This window comes from Lactobacillus sp. ESL0791 (genome assembly GCF_029433255.1).
In the GTDB taxonomy this organism is placed as follows: Bacteria; Bacillota; Bacilli; order Lactobacillales; family Lactobacillaceae; genus Lactobacillus.
Map to the genome: position 1 here is coordinate 1,553,953 of NZ_JAQTHU010000001.1, position 21,162 is coordinate 1,575,114.

The following is a 21,162-nucleotide window of genomic DNA, read 5'->3' on the forward strand; positions in this document are numbered from 1 at the left end:
ATATCTAAACCATTAAAATGTTCACTGTGATAATTACGGTGGGAATCTTATGACAAAACTTTCTATAAGAAAAGTTATCAGTAAACTTTTTGTACTAATCTATTTACTACAAAAAATGTCTTCCAACATTTTACAAAATAACATGGTAATTTAACTTGTTAGATTATGATTTATGATAAACTTGATTACGTATTCCTCATATCAATGAGGGTGATCCAAATGTAATAGCTAAAGGATCGTGTTCCCTACTTTTGTGGGGTATTAATTTGTCTAAATGTCAAATGTTTTAAAGCAGATAAAAAGATGATTATTCCTTTATCTGCTTTTTTATTATCTAAAACTTTTCCATAAACAAAAAATTCCTATTACCAAAGGTAATAAGAACTTAGATTTTCTAGATCTTTAATCCACTAATCAATCTATCGTAAACAGCCAAAGCTTGAACCATACCTGACTCAGTATTCCGGATTACTCCCACATTTGCGCGGAACACATGATTGAAATGGCGAAGACGAACTCCTCAAAGGGATCACACCCCACACTCGTGGGGAACACGAACCGAACAACAATTTAATCGCTTGAAGCATAGGATCACCCCCACACTCGTGGGGAACACAAATCAAGCAACCAGGTATAAATCTGTTCCGGAGGATCACCCCCACACTCGTGGGGAACACAAATCAAGCAACCAGGTATAAATCTGTTCCGGAGGATCACCCCCACACTCGTGGGGAACACAAAAATAATCCGTTTGAGAACATGTCAAAGGGAGGATCACCCCCACACTCGTGGGGAACACTCATCAGTAAATTCTGTTCCGTGAACAAAAGCGGGATCACCCCCACACTCGTGGGGAACACGTATTAATATCTGAAATATCTTCCTTAAATGGAGGATCACCCCCACACTCGTGGGGAACACAAAATTGCGCCAATTATAACATCATAAGAATTAGGATCACCCCCACACTCGTGGGGAACACAAAATTGCGCCAATTATAACATCATAAGGATTAGGATCACCCCCACACTCGTGGGGAACACAACTATTTCTATTAACCTCAGAAGTATAATTAAGGATCACCCCCACACTCGTGGGGAACACGGAAATTGGTGTATCAGAACAAGCTATTAGTCAGGATCACCCCCACACTCGTGGGGAACACTTATTTGTTCCACACCATTGTCGTCGATGTAAGGGATCACCCCCACACTCGTGGGGAACACGGCACGGGACAGGAGCTTCCGGCCACGTTGGCAGGATCACCCCCACACTCGTGGGGAACACTTAACTAATTCAGTTCTATGGACGAAAAATAAAAGGATCACCCCCACACTCGTGGGGAACACGGTGCCGCAATTACTGCTATGGGAACAAAATCAGGATCACCCCCACACTCGTGGGGAACACGGGATAACCATAATACTCAATTTGAAACATATAGGATCACCCCCACACTCGTGGGGAACACATTGTATTAACCCATACGAACTGCCCTTCATTAGGATCACCCCCACACTCGTGGGGAACACATCTAAAAAATGCTGGACGGAAAAGAAAGCTAAGGATCACCCCCACACTCGTGGGGAACACCACAGGCAGTTAAAGCTAAGCCTAATAGGGTAAGGATCACCCCCACACTCGTGGGGAACACTTTTCAAAAACAATTGGCAAAAACGTCGGGGCAGGATCACCCCCACACTCGTGGGGAACACTGGGCGACGTTGTCACCGACATTTTGCCAAGCGGGATCACCCCCACACTCGTGGGGAACACCAAAATCATGCTAAGTGAAGAATCAGCATTTAAGGATCACCCCCACACTCGTGGGGAACACACTGCAAGAAAGTATTAAAGGCTGATGAATACGGGATCACCCCCACACTCGTGGGGAACACCTCCTTTATATAATTTATAAGCTTCATAAATAAGGATCACCCCCACACTCGTGGGGAACACATTGTCAATTATTGCCTGGACACAGATCATGAGGGATCACCCCCACACTCGTGGGGAACACGAATGTAAGTGATATAAGTGAGGCTGTGACTAAGGATCACCCCCACACTCGTGGGGAACACATATGCCAACGGTTAAAAGGTGACCACGGTTGAGGATCACCCCCACACTCGTGGGGAACACTGGATTGTTTTAAAATACCATTTCAGTTAATAGAGGATCACCCCCACACTCGTGGGGAACACTTCAATTTGAAAAGGTGAGCGCTGATTAGCATAGGATCACCCCCACACTCGTGGGGAACACAAAAGACAAATATATTCCATTTTTAAAACATCAGGATCACCCCCACACTCGTGGGGAACACGCGCGTCGCGATCAGTTCTTGTAAGGTTAGCTAGGATCACCCCCACACTCGTGGGGAACACTTAATGCGTTAGGTATAGTAATCCCGGATGAAAGGATCACCCCCACACTCGTGGGGAACACTGCTCATCAAGGTCCCTCAAGTCCCGCAGCCTAGGATCACCCCCACACTCGTGGGGAACACCGGGGCCTTTAAATAATGTTGATTGGTCAAAAAGGATCACCCCCACACTCGTGGGGAACACAATGTATATATTAATATTAACACAATTAAATTAGGATCACCCCCACACTCGTGGGGAACACGCTTGTGAAGTCACAAAAATACTGAAAAGTTCAGGATCACCCCCACACTCGTGGGGAACACTGCTTGCTCCTTATCCGTGGATTGCACAAAATAGGATCACCCCCACACTCGTGGGGAACACTCTATACCCATTGATAATAAACTCATAATAATAGGATCACCCCCACACTCGTGGGGAACACAGTAAAAGAATCCTATTACACCAATATTCCTAAATATTAATTTTACCATTTTTCATTACTTTGTATACAAGAGCCTATATTTTAATTTATAAAGCTAAAGAATATAATAATTTATTCAAAATTATTCGACTGTAGATCGAACTCCATCTATTAAATTAATTGTCAAATGTTAAATTGTTAACTCAAATTTCACACTTAAATTATAAACTCGGCAACAAAATAAAATACAACTGAATAAATTTATTTTTCTTATTCAATCTTGAAGCGATACAAGCCAAAACTCATCCATTTTAGCAGATGCTTAAAGACCGCAGGATTGAACTTATTGGCTGTTGTTAAAATCGCATACTCACCACCGTCATCAACAAGATCTTTCTTAGTTCGGTGAAAGCCATTATGCTGGTAAAAGTGCAGGCGGCTGCTGCGCTGCTTGTAATTCTCGGCTTTGCGCGTCACCGGCTCAATATCCAACACAAGCTGTTTAGCAGAATAATTTTGCTCAAGCACTTTTAATACCCGACTGCCGTAGCCTTGACCGCGTTTATCCGGCACAATTGCCAGATAACCTAGATAAACTTCGGTTTTGCCTTCCACTAAAAAATCTAACCCGACAAACTCCGTTTTATCGTAAATTGCCTGAAGATGGATGTTTCTATGCAAAGTCATTAGGACCAGCTGCAGCAGCGAAAAGCGCTCTGTCTTGGGAAAAGCCGAAAAATACAGACTTTTCACTTGACGATAATCATGTGACTCCCATTTAACATTTTTAAACTGTAAAATAAATATCCTAGCTTTCTATTAATAATTAATCATCCACATATTTTAGTAAGACGAATTACATGTTTAACCTCCACTTTAACATAAACATGCAGTCGTTTTTAGCTTATTCAATAAAAAGTAATTCATGTAAGCCTTATCATTATTCTTAATTAGCAAAATATTGCTACGGATTACTAATTACCGTGCCTTCATCTGGCAAGAGTCCCTCTTCAATTGCCAATACACGGATAATTTATTTTTTAGTTTCTGCATTCAAATTTTCTTCTGAATTTTACCATACACCAATAACTTTCATCCAGAGAGTCCCGATTACCCCGAAAATAAACAGGTAAATCAGACCCAAAATAAAGTTATTCTTCCACCATTCGCCCTGTGTTACATATCCTGTCGTCGCTAAAATTGATGCCGAAGGATTAGCATAATGAGTTGAAGAATTATTAATTACCGTTGTAAATGCAAGCAGCATTGCCGCTAAGCCAAGTGGTGCCCCAGTTGCAACCGCAACAGATAAAAATGGCAGATACAGCGCGGTAACATGGGCTGTCCCGCTGGCAAAGAAGTAATGAGTATAAAACATTACCAGGACAAGAATTGTTAAAACAATACCCCAGCTGATGCCGTGTAAGCCTGCCTGAATTGTTTTTGAAAACCAGCTAATAAAACCGAAAGAAATTAACTTACCGGCCATAAACACTAGAATGGAGAGCCAAACCAAAATGTTCCAGGCCCCACTCTGGCTAAAGACATCCTGAACCGTTAAAACTCCAGTCAAGAGTAACAATGCAACAGCTAAAAACGCTACGAATGTTGCATCTAATTGCGCTACCTTAAAAATACCAGACAGAACCCATAACACAATTGCGAGTGTAAACACTGTAGCCATGATCTTCTCTGGAACACTAATTGCACCCATTTTACTCAAATTGTCCTTGGCCCACTGTTTTGCATTTGGTGTTTCTTTAATTTCTGGTGGATAAATCTTGTACAAAACCCACGGTACGATAACGGCTGCAAGAAATACCGGCACTACGGCGGCGACAAACCAGCTAACCCAAGTTATTTGATAACCCTTTTGTGCAGCCATTTGCTGTGCAACCACATTTGCTGCTGCACCCGTCAGAAATAGGGCCGTTGATAAAATATTAGCGTGAAAGGCCACTATATCAAGGTAAGAACCGATCTTTTTCCGCGAAGGTGTATTAGGTTTGGAATCATAACTTTCTGAAATTGATTCGGTTAAAGGCCAAACCACGCCGCCCGTACGCGCACTATTTGAAGGAATCAAAGCACCCAAAATTAATTCTAGGCCCGTAAGTGCATAACCAATCCCTAAAGATTTTTTCCCGAAACGTTCAATCATCCAATACGCAATCCGGTTTCCTAAACCGGTTTTGGTAATTCCGTAAGCCATAATAAAAGCCATCGCAATCAACCAAGCAGCAGAATTACTAAAAGCACTCAGAATTCCCTTAGTAATTACTCCTGTCTTAAGATTAACAACATCATCTATTGGTGACAACCCCAGCAGAACCATGGCAACCAAACCCAACAATGTCGTACCGCCGATCGGCAGCGGTTTAGTAATACAGCCAACAATAGTTGCAACAAAAACGGCAAACATTTCCCACGCCTGCGGTGTAAGCCCCGCTGGCCGCCAAGGGGTTAAACAGTACAACCCAATTCCAATAATCAAGGGCCAAACAAAACCCTTGTAGTTTAATTTTTCTAAAGTCTTCATAAATTTCCCTTTTTTACAAAACAATACCGCAAAATAATTAAATTTTATTTTTAGGATAGTTTATAATTGTTTTCAGTATTTTATAATAAAATATATCGGATATTATAAAATAGCTTACTGCTATTTACAACAATTTATTAAAAAATTATTTTTTGTGTATCGCGATCCTGCATACAATTAAGATTTAATATATACGAAGTCAAAAAAAGGACACCATAAAAAAGAAGATTCCAGTTCTATCTGATTGTGTCAGAAAAATCACAACAGAAAGGAATCTTCTTTTTGTACTCAAACAGCTTGCAAACCAGGATGGCAAGAAGCCCGTGGACATAGCAAAATTGCAAATAATTTAAATAAAAACTTTGCGCCTATAATTGATTAATTTCATCAGCAATTTCCAGGCAAACCTCTTCTGCCTGTGGGGCAATGCCGATTAAGTCAAAGAAGCCGTGATCACAGCCTAGGTATCGGATTGATTTTATCTCTTTGCCATTTTTCTTGGCATCTCTAATAAACTTATCACTGCCGATCTTCAGCAGATCAAACTGACTGGAAATAATTGTCATTTGCGGAATTCGGGTAAAATCTGCAATCTGATCTAAATTAACCAACGGATCAGCTGCAGAAATTTTATCCAACAAATAATAATTGATATCCTGCGAATGCTTCATCTTATTTAACCGTGCCAGCACCGCATCCCGATCGACCGCAGCTATCTTAAAATTATCCGCTATCTCCAGCTTGCTGATTTGATTGTCAATCACCGGATACAGCTCAATTATCAAATCAATATCGCGGTAATCGTTTTTCACCAAACAGGAATTAATCAGATTGCCGCCAGCACTATCACCAATCATCACAATTCGGTCATTTGCCGCACCCAGCTTCCGACAATTGTTTTTAGTCCACTTAAGTACATCAAGACAATCATCAACCGGAGCCGGATAAGGATTCTCCGGTGCCAGGCGGTATTCAGGAAAAACGATAATGCCTTTTGTTACCTCGGCAAGATAACGCATTTCATTTCGATAGAGAGAAATGTTGCCCGCGGTAAAACCGCCGCCATGAACATAAATTATTAATGGTTTATCCGGTATATAATCTTCTGCCTTAAAGATAAAGACATCGATGTAATGGTCATCAGTAATTTCAACTAGGGTTTCCTGTTCATCAATTTCTTCATGAGAAATATCATAGTTTACCTTATCCGGCCTATTTCTGGTATGGAACAGCGAAAAATCGGAAGAAGGGTTTTTAACTGCTCTTTTCTTAACAATCACTTCTCGTACGCGTGAATCCAGCACATCCCGTTCATCCGTGTCTGGAACGGGTTTGCAGAGTAACTGAACACCATCTTGCTCAACAACTTCTGTTTGTTCGTGCAGCTTAGACACCAATGAAGCAGCATATTTTTTCACAATTATCACCCTTTCATTGCTATCACGTCTTGACCAACAGATAGTTTATCTGCCTGCGGCATAAAATTAATTGATTGATATTTATCGGTATTGGTAATGGCAACAATTGTTGTATCATCGATGTGATTTTCTGCAAATACCTGCTTGTCATATTCTGCAACCAGGTCGCCCTTTTTAACTTCTTGGCCTTCCTTGACAAAATTGGTAATACCTTTGCCATTCAAGTTAACCGAATCAATCCCAACATGAATTAAAATTTCGGCACCGTCAAAGCTAGTAATGCCAATTGCGTGCTTGGTCTTGAAGACCATTGTTACCTTACCGTCGCAAGGTGAATAAATTTTCCCATCATCAGAAATGACGCCATATGCCTGACCTAATGTGCCCTCTGAAAACACCTTGTCGGCAATGTCTTTCATTGGCACATAAGTACCTTGAGCAACAGCGCCTAGTTCCTCACTTTTAATTTCTGTAGTTTCGTTTTCCGTTTGCTCATTATTTTCCTTTTCAGCAAAACTTGAATCATCAAAACCCAAAATCCAGGTCATGATAAAGGAAACAGCAATGGAAATTCCCGCGGTAATACAGGCATTAGTAAAGTTGGTAACATTATGAGCATTGCCATAGTAAACTGCTAAGGCTGTCAGCGAATAACCGCCGAAAGCATAAGCCTTCAATCCTGTGAAGCCGGCATAAACAGCTGCCACCGTTGCCCCGATAATCTTGGCAACAAACGGCTTTTTCATTTTATACTCAATTCCGTAAAGCGAAGGCTCACTGATGCCGCCAAACAAGCCAGCCAAGGCTGCCGGACCGGCAACATTCTTTAATTTATTTTTCTTCGTCTTCAAAAAGACAGCTAGGGCAACACCACCAGAAGCAACAGTATTGCACAGGAACCAAACATTGATGATTTTATCGTAACCAACCTGGGCAATTGACTGTACTGCCAATGGCACCAGGGCAAGGTGCATCCCGCCCATGGAAATTAACGGACCAACGGCCGTGATAATCGGTACCGCAATCGCACCGGCGTTGTTGGACAGCCATTGAACGCCGACAGAAATCCAGTTACTCAGAACTTGTCCTAGAGGTCCAGTTACCGTCAACAGAATAACTGCCATAATCAAAACCAAACTCAGCGGCTTCAAAAAGTTCTTCAAAAATTCCGGAATAATCTTATTCAGCCACTTATCCAGCTTGCTCATGATCCAGACCGATAAAATAATCGGCACAACCGAACTGCTGTAAGTCGTTTTAATAACCGGAATTGCGAACAGTGTCAGTGCCTTGTGTGACGCCATCAAGGTCGTCATTTCCGGATGCAGAATCAGGCAGGCCAAAACTACCGCCAAAATTTCATTGGTGCCAAACAGCTTGGCCGACGTAATGGCCAGGTAAACCGGCAGGAAGTAAAAGACCGCATCCGTCAACGTATTCAAAATTAAATACGTTGAACTTTGGGCCGTAATCACGCCCGTTAACTGCAGCAAGATTTGAATAACCTTCACGAAACCGGCAACGGAAAGTGCAGGAACAATTGGAGCAAAAATTCTGGCCAGCAGCTCCATAAACTTGCCAATCAATTTAAGCGGGTTCAGGCTCACCTTTTCCTTAGCGGGTGCTTTCCCGGAGCCAGCCCCAATTTCATTTTTAATCTCGTCACACACCTCTTCAACGTAAGTTCCAATAACCACTTGGTATTGGTTGGTGCTGTCATCAATGCCGACCACCTCGTCAATATCGTTTAACTTAGAAGAATCAGCTTTACTTTTATCATTCAAATAGATTCTTAACCTTGTGGAGCAATGATCGATTGAATCAATGTTCTTTGCTCCGCCAACACCCGCAATCACTTCTTGGGCGATCTTGGGAATATCTCTTTTTGCCATAACCTTTTCCTTTCAAAAAAAGACCAAACAACTATTTTAGAAATACTAAAATAATCGTTTGGTCATGCCAACATCAATGTGTTGTTACAATCCAAATTTACTTTTTTGCGCTTGTATAAATCTTATGAATATGAACTGTTAAATAAACTAACTCGGACTTGGAAATTTTCTTATGATACTTCTTGCTAATAAATTCTTCAATCTTTTTCGCACACGCAAAACTTTCGGAATAAGCAGTTTTAACATATTCATAAATCTTCGGGTCCACCTGCTCGTCCGTAACTTCAGCAGAGCTTAACAGGCGCTGCGAAAAGAATTTCAAATGCGTCAAAAACCGTTGGTATTCAAAGCTGTTTTCGTCAATATCTAACAACAATTCATATTTAACAATATTGGAAACTTCCCGAATTAAGGTAACCGCCTTTTGCGCGCCAACCTGTTTGCTGCCGTCTTCATAGTTCACAATGTGAAAGGTAATAAAACCAGCCTCATCTTCGGGCAATTCAATCTTTAAATATTTAGCAATAATTGCCAGCGACTTGAGTCCCACTTGGTATTCTTGCGGATAAAAGCGACGAATATCACCTAACATTAGGTTAGGAAGTTCAACTCCATCAAGAAACCGTTTGACCGCCATCTTGATATGATCCAAGAGAGCAAAATAAAAATTGCCGTCAAAGGTTTGCTTTAATTCCTTTTGAGCTTCTTTAACAATTTCATTGCAAATTTCAAAATACTCAGCCCGGGTATTTTTCAACAAAGCATCAAATTCATCGGAGTGAACTGGCTGCTTACTCCAAAAAATTTGGTCAACTTTATCATCAGGAATCGTTTCTCCGCCTTTTAAGTTAAAACCAATTCCCTTACCGAAAGCAACAACCTGATTTCCATCTTTGAAGGCGATGATTACATTATTATTTAGTTTCTTAACAACTTTCAAATGAAATCCACCTACAGTCTGCTTAACCATTACTACAGGGTAATGCTCACGCTTCTTGCGCAATGACAATCCCATTACTAACAGCTAGTATGCATATCAGCCTAAGATAATCTTAGCTTAATCGGAAAACGCTGTCAATATTATTTGATACATAAATAGGAAAATTAAGGCTGATGGAATTTTAAACCGAATAAAAGGTAATGTACTTAAAAAGCATACACTAGATAATTTCACCTTGCGTATGCTTAATAAATCAATTATTTAACCAATATTAATATCAATATCTAAATCATGAACCTTTTCTTCTTTTTTCTCTTCTTTCTTAACTTTTGGTTTCAGTATCGATAAAACAATTCCTGTAATACATGCACCTATTAACAAGGCACCAATATATAAAATTGGATTACTTGCAACTGGGAATGTAAAGATGCCGCCAGACAAAAGTGGGATAGTAACGCCCCAACTTAAGATTAGCCCATCAGCAATTCCTGAGCCAAGAACAACGGCTGGTACAACTCGAAGTGGATCTTCAAAAGCGAAAGGTAATGCTCCTTCAGTTACTTGACATAATGACATTAAAATTGCTGCCTTAGCATTTTCTCGATCTGCTTTAGAGTATTTACTTGGTGAAAAAACTAAAACTGAGAGTGCAATTCCCAAAGGCGGTGCCATAGCTGCAACATTTTTACCAGCGGCTGGGCCCCAGGTGCCTGATGCAGCAAAGGCAGTTACGATCGCAAAAGAAATTTTGTTTACTGGACCACCCATATCGAAACCGGTCATACCACCCAGAATAAAGCCTAATAAGAACTTCGATCCCGTACTCATATTCATAAAGAATTTAACGGCAAGGGCCGTAAATGCTGCAAGAGGCGGACCAATAACAAAGTTAATAACTAAGACTTCAATAATTCCACCAACAAGCGGAATAACGGCAAGAGGAACGATTGATTTTACATTTTTAGGCAATTTTAAATTGTTAAAAAATATAACTACCATTCCTGCAATAATTCCCGCAATAATACCGCCAATAAAACTTGCATTGACTTGCGTCGAAAGATAGCCGCCAAGTAATCCTGGTGCAATAGCTGATTTACCAGCAATAGAATAACCGATTCCAGCGGCTAAAACGGCAATCATAATTGCGAAACCGCCATTACCTGCATTAAGTAAATAAAAGCCAATGGTACCTTTTACATCTGTCTTTCCGATGATACGCCCAATGGCCGTGCAGAACCCAGACATAATAATTACAGGTATCATATACGACAAGCCGCTCAAAAATTCATTTTTCAGAGCTTGACCCGTAAAGATTTTTTTGTAATCGTTAAGCATTTGCTTACCTCCTTTATATTAATATTTACGATATTCAATTAGTATTTAACTTCTTTTCAATTGTTTCTAGCAGGCTCTTAGGCGTCTGAATGGCTGTATTTGTCGGTACTTTTACAACTGGTTTCCCAGCAAAACGCTCATTACCAGTTGTAGCAACATCCGCAGCCAAGATAACTACATCCGCATTCTTAATTTGTTCGTCTGTTAATTTATTTTCAACACCCGCCGTTCCTTGCGTTTCAATATAAGCTGGCTCATAGCCTAATTCTTTTGCAGTTTCAATTAACTTTTCCCGCGCCATATACGTATGCGCAATTCCAACAGTACATGCTGTTACGCCAACAATCTTCATAATTAAAAACCTCCTGCTTTTTCTAAAATTGATTTAAATTCTTTGACATCATCTGTTTTCAACAATTTTTGCTGTATATCTTTATGGGTTAATGCAGCCGATAACTTTGCCAAAATTTTTAAATGATTAATGTTTCGATTTTTGCTTGGCACCACAAGAAGAAAAATTAAATGTATTGGTTTCCCATCAAGGCTTTCCCATTCAAGATTATTAGCAGTTTTTAAAACCGCAATTGTAGCCTTTTTGGCTGCTTCAGATTCTCCATGTGGAATTGCAATCCCGTTTTCCATGCCGGTTGCTCCGATTGCTTCCCTATTAAGTACATCTTGAAAAAATAGATCTTTATCACTAACAACGCCATTTTGCTGTAGACTCTTACAAAGTGCTTTTAACGCTTCTGTTTTAGTTTTAACTTGAGAGTTAAGATCGATATTCTTTCCAATTAAATCGATCATTTTATCACCTGCCTTTATTGAAGTTATCCATGCCTTAAGTGATACCTTAATGGATTAGTAAACGAATATCTATTACCGGTAACTAATCGCACTTTCTTATCATTTTTAAAATCTAACAATAGTTTTGCATTTTGCTTTAAATATAAAAAATACATCAGTAAATAAGTAATAATTATGATTAAAGCAATAACCCAGTGATTAGTAGCTGCAGAAAGAAGACCCATAACAAGCAATATTATCCTTATCCAACTAATTATTGGATTCCATTCATAAACAATATCGTGTTTGTCTTTTTTTACAGAATACCAATACCATAATCTATGCTTGTGGTTTATATCCTCCAACCTCTTTTCTCAGCGAATTAATTACACGTGCAGGAAAAGTATCATTTTCTTGGGTATATTGACGCATTAAGAGCCCCATTTCAATAGTTGGAACTGGAATGTTATATTGTAAACCTGCGCGAATCGCATCAGCAGCGGCTGAACTTGAATGAATAACCGTATCAACATCATCTAAATTAATATTTTTAGAAAATGCATCGTACATTAAGTCCATTAGCCACCCGCGAATAACTGCAGATTTACTCCAATTAAATGCCACATCTTTCAAGTTGTAATCAAATTCGCTTGCATGCAATAAATTAAAGCCTTCTCCTAATACTTGCAACTCAGTATGTAAAATAGCATTATGAATAACTTTCAAGTAATGTCCCGAGCCTGATTTGCCAGTATACAAAAGTCCATTTTCTGCGGCCATATCCTTTAATAAAGGCTCAACAAATTTATAAGCTTCTGGCTCCCCGCCAACCATAAAACTTGCTCCATGTCTTGCACCATATGTTCCGCCTGAAGTTCCTATATCCAAAAAATAAATGCCATTTTCTTTAAATTCTTTGGCTCTTTGAACCGAAGAAGTATACTCAGAATTACCCCCATCAATCGCAATATCGTTTGGCGTTAAAACATTTTCTAATTCTTTTAAAACAGAATCTGTGATCTTACCGGCTGGAAGCATTACCCAAACCGCTTTTCTAGAAGAAACTTGTTTTAACGAATCAATTGAATCAATAGTTTTAATTCCGTCCTTAACTGCCTTATTCATAGTGGCTGGATTTGTATCATAGCCAACAACTTCATGACCATGTTCTATAGCATTTTCTGCCAAACTATAGCCCATTTTACCTAGCCCAATCATATATAACTTCATAGTTTTCCTCCTTAATATTTTTTCTATTTTCTACATAGAAAGAAATTCATCAGCACTTTTTCTGCATTCATATTACTTTTAGAATTTACCAACTGTTCCATCACAGACTTTTGCTCTAAAAGCTCATTAAATTCGTGATAAATTTTGTTCATTGAAATATTTTGAATTTCTTGTTGGGTAAAACCCATAAAAAAAACTAAACGCGCAAGGCCGGTTCCCCAATCTATTCCTTTAGGTGCAATTAATAATGATATCTGCGAACGGTCTATATATTTTGTTTCTGCATGTGGAATAGCTGCCCACTTGTTTTCCAATAAAGTAGATGATGTTTTTTCACGTTCAATAGCTGAACCTACCACTCCACTTTTGGCAATATTATTTTTAACAAGGTGATGACCAATTTTATTTAGCGCCGTGTTACGATTGATCGTATTAAATTCAAATAGAATATTATCTGGAGCAATATAATAGACTTCTTCGGAAATTGTTTTAGAGTTTTGGCAATTCATAATTACAAAGCCCACAAATTAAACTTGCTCTTAATTTAAACCTTCTCCGCCGATTGCGATATTTCTCTGCCATTATTTTAAATGTCTTGAACTTAGCATTAATCTGTTCTACTTTAATCCTGACTTTTGATAATTCATGGTTGAACTCTTTATCTGTCTTGGATAATGGCCGTTTCTTTGATTTCTTAATCGGGGTTGTGCTGTTAAAGTGTAATTTTTTAATTCCTTGATATCCACTGTCGGCAATTATACAGTGGTTGCCTGTTACTCTCTTACCTAATGAAGTTTGATATAACTTGAAATCATGAACTGCTCCTTTGGCAAAAGCAATAGCAATAATTTGCATTGTCTTGGCAGCAATTACTATTTGCGTTTTGAGTGCATGCTTTTTATGTTTACCGGTGTAGTATTCTTTTTGCTTTTTTTAGGCCTTTGAATTGGGGAGTCGGTCCCGTCAACGATTAGATAATCACTCTCCATATCGCTGCCAACCAGTTGTTTACGACCGGGTAAGTTGAACTTACCGCTTTTAATTAAAACTTCTTCAGTATGAGTAATAATGTCATGAACAGTTGATTCTGCTAAGTGAAAGTTGACAGCTAAAGACTTCATTGTGATATATTCACGATAGTATTTAAGCATGATTAAGACTTTATCTTCAATTGAAACCTTGCTTTTACGGCCATGATGCGCATGACTGCGGTCATAATCTGCTTTAACCAGGTCACACATAACGGAAAAAGTAGCAGGTTTGACACCAACTAACTGTTTAAAATCCTTAGCGGATAAATTTTTAAAGTCTTCTTGATAGGATAACATTAGGCTTCACACTCCATGAAAGTATTTTATCGCAAAATAAGATAGATTAGCTAGGATAAATTTACTAATTATCGAAGAAGTCTAATCCATAAACTGTGTATTAGCTATCCTTTTTTCTGAAAGAAGAGTTTTAATTTGTTGTTCTAACATAATCTTTTCTTGATCAGAAAAGAATGGTTCCATTGTAATCACATGGCGACCTTTAATCTCAATTGGCACAGTACTTATGATTAAATCCTCATTAAGTGAATTTACTTTTTCAAATAATTCTGAAACTGACAGAATGTTCGTAATCTCTACTAATTCACCAAACGTGTTTGTAATGTGCTGCGACAACAACCGTGCAGTTCCCATTCCTGTACTGTAAACAATAACTATTTTTAATTTTGTATTATATTCCAGCTTCTTTTTTCGTTCTAAATAAGCCTGAAAATGCAGAGCTAAATAAGCAATTTCATCCTTATCAAATTCCACAAGATAAAAACTGGCAATATTACGACCGAGATTATATGCTAATTCAAAAGATTGTGGATAGGACCTAATAATCTTTTTAGTATAGGGATTCTTAACTCGCAATCCCAATTTAAGCCTTCCCATAGATGAACTCAAATGGACCGTTAGATCTTCAATCAATTTTTCATCATAGCTATAAATATTATGCTTCAAGAAATCCGCAATACTTTGGGGATTATCATTTGTGGTTAGAGTTTTTTGCGCATCAGTAAATATAATTGAGCCTTGCTTTGCAGCTAAAATATGAATATTTAAATAATCTTCTTCACTTTTTGGGATAAATATATCAAAAGCTTTTTCAAGTAATTGAACGAGCTTTTTTGTTTCTGGCTCGATCTGTGTCACACTATCATTAGAAGTCTGAAGATATTCTTTTCCCTTAATTCGTACCGTCGAAATACAAATATGCAGCAGCAATGATTGGTATTGAGATTCAGTAAAACTTATCTTGGTTTCTGCTTGAACTTGATTCAGAATATACTGTACTTTGATAAGATCATTTTTATCTAACAAATCTGTAAATTCTGTAGGAATATCAATTATTCGCTTATTATTTTGAATGGATTCTTGTGTATACTGACTAACAATTGTACTTGCAATGTCCCTTTTTCTGCGCTCATTGCCATTTAAAACGATGCCGTTTTTGGTGCTTTTAAAACTAATATCTTGACCCTTTAATAGGTCTTTTATTGCTTTAATATCACGATCTAATGTACTTTTGCTAATAAAAAATTTTTCGCAAACTTTTTCCAGATTAATCGGCTTATCATTCATTAAAAAATAAAAAAGAATTAAATTGCGCCTTTCATTAGCATCAAAGCTAAGATACTTTTGCTTTTTCCCTAGGCTATTAGTAATTTGTTCTAAGTTGCCATCTAAATAAATTCCCTTATTACGTTTCCTAACTATTTGAATGTTTTGCGGTGCAAGCAGGGCAGAAGCTTGATCCAAATACAATTTGACTTTTTTTCTAGAAACATTTAAAAAGGACATTAAATTAGGGTAGTGAACTGTATTGTGCGTATATAAAAAAGAAATTAAGCGAAGAACATCTGATGTCGAATCCTTTGGTTCAGCCTCCATATTCTCACCTCCTGACAATTTTATTATAAAATACATTCACAGTTTTAGAACACCATTGTAGGCACTAATATTAAGTTCAAAATAAGGTAAAATTATTTATTAATTTATAACTTTGTAAGCAAAATTAAATTATATTTATTTTAATTTTGACCATAGTAAGCATTAGGACCATGTTTTCGATAATAATGCTTATCAAGCAAATATTGTGGCAGTTCTGAGTTTTGCCGCGTTAATTGCAAAGTATGGTAATCCTCCTCTGCTACTGTTTCTAAAACTTTTGCATTGTAAACTGCTGTTTCTGGCCGTGGCCCCCATGCAAAAGGACCATGTTGGCTAACCAAAGCAGCTGGTGTTGCCTCATAATCAAGGCCACGCTCTTTAAATGTTCTAACTATCGTCTTTCCTGTGTTGCCTTCATAATCTTCCTCAATTTCTTCTTTAGTTAAAGCATCTGCTGCTGGAATATCCGTATAAAAGGTATCTGCATGCGTAGTATTTAATGATGGAATATCCATTTTAGCGGCTGCAAAGGCCACAGCCCAGGGAGAATGGGTGTGTACAATTCCACCTATTTTGGGAAACTTATTATATAAATAAGTATGTGTGGGGGTATCTGATGACGGATTCTTATCTCCCTCCACAATTTCTCCTTGTAAATTAACCACAACCATATCTTTCGGCTTCAGCTCTTCGTACGGCACTCCTGATGGTTTAATTACATACAGCCCTTGTTCACGATCAATTCCTGAAACATTTCCCCAAGTAAATGTCACTAAATTTAATTTAGGAAGCATCATATTGGCTTGATAAACTTCTTCCTTTAATTTTTCTAGCATTATTTATTCCTCCTACTTGACCGTTTCTTGTCTAATACCAACTTGAGCAAATATTTGATCAAAAAATGCCTTCGCAGATTTAACTTCATCAAGTGCATTAACGTCACCGTTATCACCGGACCACATCTCAATCGTAAAGCTGCCGTTATAGTCTAAGCGAACCAATTCTCGCAGTAATCCTGTAAAATCTACACAGCCTGTGCCAAATTCTACGTTTTTAAACTGTCCTTTAAAATTAGGCGTTACTTTTTTGCTGTCTTTCAGATGAATGGCACAAATCTTGTCAATATGATTTTCAATTTCTGCTGACACATCATTTTCCGGCCAAGCACTTAAATTGCCTAAATCAGGATAAGCTTGCAGCCAGGGGCTTTTAGCCAAGTTATGATAATGATTAATCTTTGACAGATTATTAATAAAAGGATCGTCCATTGTTTCAATTGAAAGCATAATGTTCTTCTTGGCTGCCATATGCACACATTTGATTAGATTCTCAACATAATATTCTCTTGAAGTAACCGATTTCTTTTCATAATAAACATCATAACCTGCCATCTGAATATTATGGATGCCTAAGTCAACGCAAAGATCGACCGCCTTTTGCATCATTTCCAATGATTTTTTTCGGATTTCCAGATCAGCTGAACCCAACGGAAAACGGCGATGACCGGATAACATCAAATTATTTATTCGTGTGTCAGTTTCCCACATTAAATCGCGAAAACTTTTTCTTTGTTCTCGTGTCCAATCTAAACGTGCTAATCGTTTATCACTTTCATCAATTGAAAATTCTAAGAAATTGAAACCTAGGTCATGTACTAATTGAAATTCTTCTTTCCATGATAAATTTTGCGGTAACGCTTTTTCATAAATACCTAACGAATTTATTGTCATCTTTATTCCCTAATCAATTAAAAATAAAAGGATAAAAATGAACATAATTCATTAGTACCCTTTTGATTACAAATTAAGCCCAAATCCTATTAATTTCATCCTTAAATTGTTTGGCAACGGCGCGAGGGTCTTCGGCTCCCCTAATTGCTCGTCCAGCAATAAAAGTATAAACAGGAACGCCCTTAAATAACTTAAGAATTTCGGGATGAACGCCACCAGTAACGGAAACTTTAAAGCCCATTTGAATTAAATTTTTAACATTTTCAACGTCTTTTTCAGACCACTTTTGACCTGCAAATTTAGCATCACGACTTTGGTGATAAACAACTTGATGAATTCCATGATCAAGCCATTCTTGCATTCTATCTTTATCATCCCAACCCTCATAAAGCTCTACTTGAACTTCTATTTCCTTTTGAGCGTTACTCATTGTAGGTACCGTTGCAGCATTAATACAAGTCATCCAATCTGCACCAGCATCTTTACAGGATTTGCCAAATTTTGTCCCAGCATCTGCACATTTCACGTCTGCTAAAACTATCTTATCTGGAGCCATAGCGCGTAAATCTCTGACAGCATTTAGGCCATCACGGCAAATAAGAATAGTGCCAGTCTCTACAACATCAATCAGATCCTTAACTTTATTTAAAACACTAATAGCTTCTGCAGTACTATCGCTATCTAATGCAATTTGCAATTTTGGAACTACCATATTTATCTCCTTTGTTTTTAAACTATAAAACTAGTTGAAATGTCTGAAATCTTATTTTTAGCTTTATCAGTTATAGTTAAAATTTCATACTCTCAGCTCCGACATCTTTAGTTTATAATGCATTTACAGGTTTAAAACACCATTGTAGAGACTAATATTAAGCCCGAACACTAGCTTCTCACATCAGGTGCTAGTTATTTTCAATATTAAGTGCATAAAAATAAGACCGATAAAGACTTAAAATCTTCTTCGGTCCTACTATCAAAGTTAGGTTTCGCTTTTGAAATAAAGAATCTTTCAAAATTCCACATTTCAGTTTAAACGAACTTACACTTACCTTTTACCCATCTAATTTTACCAGTCAAATAATGTATAATAACCTTTAAAAAGTTCATTATTTCAGTTGAGGTTCATCATGATAACTATTTCCAATGATCACATTTACCATCAATTTATGCAATCATGCAGCAATGCTCAATCCAGCATTCAGCTTGTTTCACCGTATTTAAAAGAAAATATTTTCCGTGAAATCGGTCAGGTGAAATCTAAGAAAACCAGCATTGAATTGGTGACCAGCATGACGGTTCATAACGCTATTGCAGGCGCGACAGACTTACAAGCAATTAAATACTGCCTAAAGATGAATGGAATAACATACAATCGCACCAATCTTCATGCCAAAATGTATCTCTTTGATCAAAAATTCGGAATTGTAACTTCTGCTAATCTCACAAATGGCGGTCTTCATCATAACTACGAAGCAAGTGTCTTATTTGATGAGCCAAATTTGATAAGGCAACTTGACCAAGTAATTACGACTCTAAAAGCAGATGAACTGACAGGTTTAGTAACCATAGAAAATCTTGAGCAAACAGATTTACTAGCTAACAAAATCAAGGCTAAATATAATGCTGCAAAGGCAAAACAAAAAACACTAGGTACGGATCTGCTCCGGCAATTGACTGGTTGGAATGCACTAGTGTTTCAAATTATTAATGAAAAAATTACTAAAGATGAGTTTACCTTGCAAGAAGTTTATAACTACAAGTCTTCACTCAAACAAATCTATCCTGATAATCATAATGTTGAAGCCAAAATTAGACAAACTTTGCAAAACTTGAGAGATATCGGATTAATTGAATTTGTAAGTAAAGGAAAGTATAAGAAGGGATATTAATTAAGTAGTGAGCTGTAGCCCCAAAATTAGAATAAATTATTTAATTATATAACTCACTTGATCGGTCATACCACATACTTCAGTGACCTTAGTCATAATTGCCAAAATATCATTTGCGGAATAGTTTGTTTCAATTTGCATCCCATTTTTTAGCCCAGATAAATGGCGTGAGCTTGAAAAGAGCTTCTTATTTAAAACCGGATCGTTTTTTACAGATATGATATTGCTACTATCCATATCCCACAAAGCATTAAGCAAACTAATCAAGGCACCTTTCCATGTCTTAACTGCTTGCTTTGTATCGCCCACTACCATTACTCTCGGTTTTGTTCCGGTAGCGCTGACCTCATCAGCAATACTGTACTCACCTGCAATTTCCCTAGTATTCTGCTTATCAAAATCAGGTTTAGGAAAAATCTTAATAAGTTCGTCATTCAGTTCTTTAGACCGTGCTGTGATTGCATTAGCATCCCATTCAGAAAAATTACGAGCAACGTCTCGTGTCAAAGTAATATTTGAATTTTTATAATAAGCTTTCTTTTTCGCAAAAACTTGATTGCTTAGCTCTTGATTATATTTGGTTAAAGTTAAATTACCTAGGGTACCACCCAAACGTTCATTAACGATATCTGCATTTTTCACTTGCAAACGCCAATCTGCCGTCAAATGCTGCGGCATAATGTGCTCAACCTGAGCATCTTCAAAATCAATGGTTTCCTTAGTCCGCTTTTCTTCCAGTGAAACCAGCGCAAGCTTTGTCAGATTATTACGCAATTTATATAAATTCGTCTTTTGAAGGCTTTCCCTAAATAGACGATCACGCGGAAAAGTCCCGCTTAAAAGTTGATACTCTTTTGCAATGCTATTTCCTGCTGTTGAGCACAATGCAGCAATAATCCTGTTTAAACCATTTGTCGGTCTTTGACAAATTTTAAGGCGGAATAAATAATTTTCCAAAACCTTGACTTGATTAATAACCTCCTCGCTGGACAATTGCTGACTTGCTAATAAGTCCAATAGTTTTAGTAAATAAGGCTAGATAACCCTGCTATCCATCACATTAATGTGCAGCAGAAGCCTGTTCAGCTTTTTAGAACTTGTTGCAGCATGCAAAAGTTGATTGTAGAACATTGCAAACTTGTTCAAATCGGTTAAAGCCGCGGCTGGATTTAATTTACTATGATAATAAAAATTTTTGTATGTGTCATACACCCGATTTTGATTAACGACTTGATGCAATTTCATAATAAGGTAATGACGTAAAAATTCCGTAAATATTTTGGTTGAGAAAAATGCTTCAATCTTCAACCAGTATTCCTGGTAAAGCCGCTTTTGTTCATTAGGGTTTAATCCCATCAATAAAAAATTACGCACTAAATCAGAGGCGGACAAATGAAGACTACGATTAAAACCTTCAAACGCAATCAGACGGCCGTTCTGAATGCCGCAAGCTCTAATTATGCCAATGGCTGTGTTGAGGGAACTAACCGCAAGATTAAGCAGATAAAGCGGACTGCATATGGCTATCGAAACTTTGATAATCTGGTAACCAAAATTATGCTGGAATCAAAAAATAGTGTGCTAAAAGAAAACACTTTAAGCAAGATTGCTTAAAGCATTTAAAACTAAATATAATTTTTCATCAACAGCACTTGACGGAGAGCCATTCTTATTTTGATTATTAAA

Annotated in this window: 19 protein-coding genes, 1 pseudogene and 1 CRISPR repeat array; of the genes and pseudogenes, 2 read left to right on the forward strand and 18 right to left on the reverse strand. The window is 37.7% G+C overall.

The genetic code is table 11. The features are described 5' to 3' along the window. The first annotated feature begins 526 nt into the window (after positions 1 to 526). A CRISPR array of direct repeats spans positions 527 to 2,814; the repeat unit is 29 nt; unit sequence AGGATCACCCCCACACTCGTGGGGAACAC. 249 nt (positions 2,815 to 3,063) lie between these two features. The 16 genes from PT285_RS07585 to PT285_RS07660 form a co-directional block, all read right to left on the reverse strand. Beyond that, on the reverse strand, positions 3,064 to 3,480 hold the full coding sequence (locus PT285_RS07585) for a GNAT family N-acetyltransferase (protein ID WP_277149293.1): 417 nt from the start codon (positions 3,478 to 3,480) through the stop codon (positions 3,064 to 3,066). Between the two features lie 385 nt (positions 3,481 to 3,865). After that, entirely contained in the window at positions 3,866 to 5,332 is a 1,467-nt protein-coding gene (locus PT285_RS07590; RefSeq protein ID WP_277149295.1) for a DASS family sodium-coupled anion symporter, read from the reverse strand. A 368-nt stretch (positions 5,333 to 5,700) separates the two neighbouring features. Beyond that, positions 5,701 to 6,750 carry an alpha/beta hydrolase fold domain-containing protein gene (locus tag PT285_RS07595; RefSeq protein WP_277149298.1) on the reverse strand — a complete coding sequence of 350 codons (1,050 nt, stop codon included), beginning with the start codon at positions 6,748 to 6,750 and terminating at the stop codon, positions 5,701 to 5,703. A 5-nt stretch (positions 6,751 to 6,755) separates the two neighbouring features. Further along, complete coding sequence (locus PT285_RS07600) at positions 6,756 to 8,642, reverse strand: beta-glucoside-specific PTS transporter subunit IIABC (RefSeq protein WP_277149300.1); 1,887 nt, start codon at positions 8,640 to 8,642, stop codon at positions 6,756 to 6,758. A gap of 97 nt (positions 8,643 to 8,739) precedes the next feature. After that, a complete protein-coding gene (locus tag PT285_RS07605) occupies positions 8,740 to 9,657 on the reverse strand; it encodes a PRD domain-containing protein (protein ID WP_277149302.1) in 918 nt (305 codons plus the stop codon). A gap of 186 nt (positions 9,658 to 9,843) precedes the next feature. Then, a complete protein-coding gene (locus PT285_RS07610) occupies positions 9,844 to 10,917 on the reverse strand; it encodes a PTS fructose transporter subunit IIC (protein ID WP_277149303.1) in 1,074 nt (357 codons plus the stop codon). Between the two features lie 34 nt (positions 10,918 to 10,951). Next, positions 10,952 to 11,269, reverse strand: a complete 318-nt coding sequence (locus tag PT285_RS07615; protein WP_277149305.1) for a PTS fructose transporter subunit IIB — start codon at positions 11,267 to 11,269, stop codon at positions 10,952 to 10,954. Positions 11,270 to 11,271: 2 nt separating this feature from the next. Then, positions 11,272 to 11,724, reverse strand: a complete 453-nt coding sequence (locus PT285_RS07620; protein WP_277149307.1) for a PTS sugar transporter subunit IIA — start codon at positions 11,722 to 11,724, stop codon at positions 11,272 to 11,274. Between the two features lie 318 nt (positions 11,725 to 12,042). Next, positions 12,043 to 12,933, reverse strand: a complete 891-nt coding sequence (gnd, locus tag PT285_RS07625) for a phosphogluconate dehydrogenase (NAD(+)-dependent, decarboxylating) (protein ID WP_277149309.1) — start codon at positions 12,931 to 12,933, stop codon at positions 12,043 to 12,045. Positions 12,934 to 12,956: 23 nt separating this feature from the next. Next, positions 12,957 to 13,457 carry a PTS sugar transporter subunit IIA gene (locus PT285_RS07630; RefSeq protein ID WP_277149311.1) on the reverse strand — a complete coding sequence of 167 codons (501 nt, stop codon included), beginning with the start codon at positions 13,455 to 13,457 and terminating at the stop codon, positions 12,957 to 12,959. Further along, complete coding sequence (locus PT285_RS07635; RefSeq protein WP_308203026.1) at positions 13,423 to 13,809, reverse strand: transposase family protein; 387 nt, start codon at positions 13,807 to 13,809, stop codon at positions 13,423 to 13,425. Before PT285_RS07635 ends, PT285_RS07630 begins: the two co-directional genes overlap by 35 nt. Beyond that, entirely contained in the window at positions 13,806 to 14,261 is a 456-nt protein-coding gene (locus tag PT285_RS07640; RefSeq protein WP_277148811.1) for a transposase family protein, read from the reverse strand. The genes PT285_RS07635 and PT285_RS07640 overlap by 4 nt, the downstream gene beginning before the upstream one ends. An 81-nt stretch (positions 14,262 to 14,342) precedes the next feature. After that, on the reverse strand, positions 14,343 to 15,857 hold the full coding sequence (locus PT285_RS07645) for a PRD domain-containing protein (RefSeq protein ID WP_277149313.1): 1,515 nt from the start codon (positions 15,855 to 15,857) through the stop codon (positions 14,343 to 14,345). 140 nt (positions 15,858 to 15,997) lie between these two features. Continuing rightward, on the reverse strand, positions 15,998 to 16,693 hold the full coding sequence (locus PT285_RS07650) for an L-ribulose-5-phosphate 4-epimerase (protein ID WP_277149315.1): 696 nt from the start codon (positions 16,691 to 16,693) through the stop codon (positions 15,998 to 16,000). Positions 16,694 to 16,705: 12 nt separating this feature from the next. Next, positions 16,706 to 17,587, reverse strand: coding sequence for an L-ribulose-5-phosphate 3-epimerase (locus PT285_RS07655; RefSeq protein WP_277149317.1), 882 nt, complete (start codon positions 17,585 to 17,587; stop codon positions 16,706 to 16,708). 73 nt (positions 17,588 to 17,660) lie between these two features. Beyond that, complete coding sequence (locus PT285_RS07660) at positions 17,661 to 18,299, reverse strand: 3-keto-L-gulonate-6-phosphate decarboxylase UlaD (protein ID WP_277149319.1); 639 nt, start codon at positions 18,297 to 18,299, stop codon at positions 17,661 to 17,663. Between the two features lie 415 nt (positions 18,300 to 18,714). On the opposite strand from PT285_RS07660, the gene PT285_RS07665 reads away from it, so the two are divergent. Continuing rightward, entirely contained in the window at positions 18,715 to 19,476 is a 762-nt protein-coding gene (locus PT285_RS07665; RefSeq protein ID WP_277149321.1) for a phospholipase D-like domain-containing protein, read from the forward strand. A 36-nt stretch (positions 19,477 to 19,512) separates the two neighbouring features. Here PT285_RS07665 and PT285_RS07670 read toward each other — a convergent pair whose 3' ends face one another. Together PT285_RS07670 and PT285_RS07675 are read right to left on the reverse strand one after the other, a co-directional pair. Then, positions 19,513 to 20,469 (reverse strand): HNH endonuclease family protein, encoded by a 957-nt coding sequence (locus PT285_RS07670; RefSeq protein WP_277149332.1) that lies wholly within the window; start codon positions 20,467 to 20,469, stop codon positions 19,513 to 19,515. 42 nt (positions 20,470 to 20,511) lie between these two features. Next, complete coding sequence (locus PT285_RS07675) at positions 20,512 to 20,835, reverse strand: hypothetical protein (RefSeq protein WP_277149333.1); 324 nt, start codon at positions 20,833 to 20,835, stop codon at positions 20,512 to 20,514. A gap of 24 nt (positions 20,836 to 20,859) precedes the next feature. Between PT285_RS07675 and PT285_RS07680 the strand changes: the two are divergent. After that, a pseudogene (locus PT285_RS07680) lies at positions 20,860 to 21,090 on the forward strand (transposase); the annotation flags it as partial. Positions 21,091 to 21,162 lie beyond the last annotated feature (72 nt).